The sequence below is a fragment of the Vibrio sp. 1401 genome, from assembly GCF_033340295.1.
Genome location: NZ_JAWOWF010000161.1, coordinates 1 through 979 on the forward strand (window position 1 = coordinate 1; position 979 = coordinate 979).

Here is a 979-nt window from a genome sequence, read left to right on the forward strand (position 1 = left end):
CAAACGCTTCGCGTAATTCCGGTGAATTTTTACGGAACGCAACAGCCATTTTTTGATTTTCAGAAACAGGGCGAATGACTTTTATTTCTCCCGTCCATTTTTCTAAAGCAATTAATGTGTCTGCTACATCCAATAAGGTACTTTCAGCATCATTTTTCATGATGGCAGGTACCATTTCGTTTAGGAGTCGTTTGCCATCGGGCAAAATCACTTTGGCACCCGTGTCGTACAAGTCGTAAAGGTTTGGGTCTAGGCACGAATGCTCTAGCGCCAACACTTCTCGTCCATCGATCAACTCTTTCACTGTCTTGACGTCTTCGTCGATCGAGCCACTTGGCTTAATTGGACTTAAACTTGAATCGGTACGAGAAACAAGCCATACCGCCGATGGGAAGTAGTCCTGAGAAAAGTCCAATACCTCTTCCCGCCAATCCAAAATCGTCACGCCATTGGCGATCTGATCACCCTCAATTTGCACACTGCCTCCCACGACTGCGCGGTTGTGTCTGTATTGAACATCTTGACCTGTCAGCTTACCGACCATGTCACTCCATTGAGCCGGTACGTACTCATATCGCACACCTAACGAGCTCGCAAATCCTTTTACGATATCGACATCTAATCCTGTCAGCGTGTGCATTTCACCTTGCTCGATGTAAGAAACAAAGTTGGCATAAGGCACACCGATATGACGAAGCACACCACGTTCACGGATTTCTTTAAGGTCATTAGACCAAGCCGAAGAAGACATCACGGACGCGGCAAAAATCGCCACAGAAGTGATGGTTCGTTTAAGTGTTTTGACTGACATTGTGTATATCCTTCCCTTCAACAAAGCGCCCATAAATGGGCGCTTGAGTGATAAACAACGACGTTAGAACGAGTAGTACAGATCAGCAATCGCTTCGACCAATCCTTCTACATCTCGCTCATCATGGAACAAGTGTGTAGAGATACGAAGCGCGTACGTGTCGTGTCC

1 protein-coding gene is annotated in these 979 nt (G+C 46.3%); it reads right to left on the reverse strand.

Features of this window, described 5'->3' with window-relative positions; all coding sequences use genetic code 11:
• Positions 1-811 (reverse strand): transporter substrate-binding domain-containing protein (locus tag R7Z77_RS24270; RefSeq protein ID WP_318136918.1); only part of this gene is annotated, 811 nt, incomplete at its 3' end.
• Positions 812-979 lie beyond the last annotated feature (168 nt).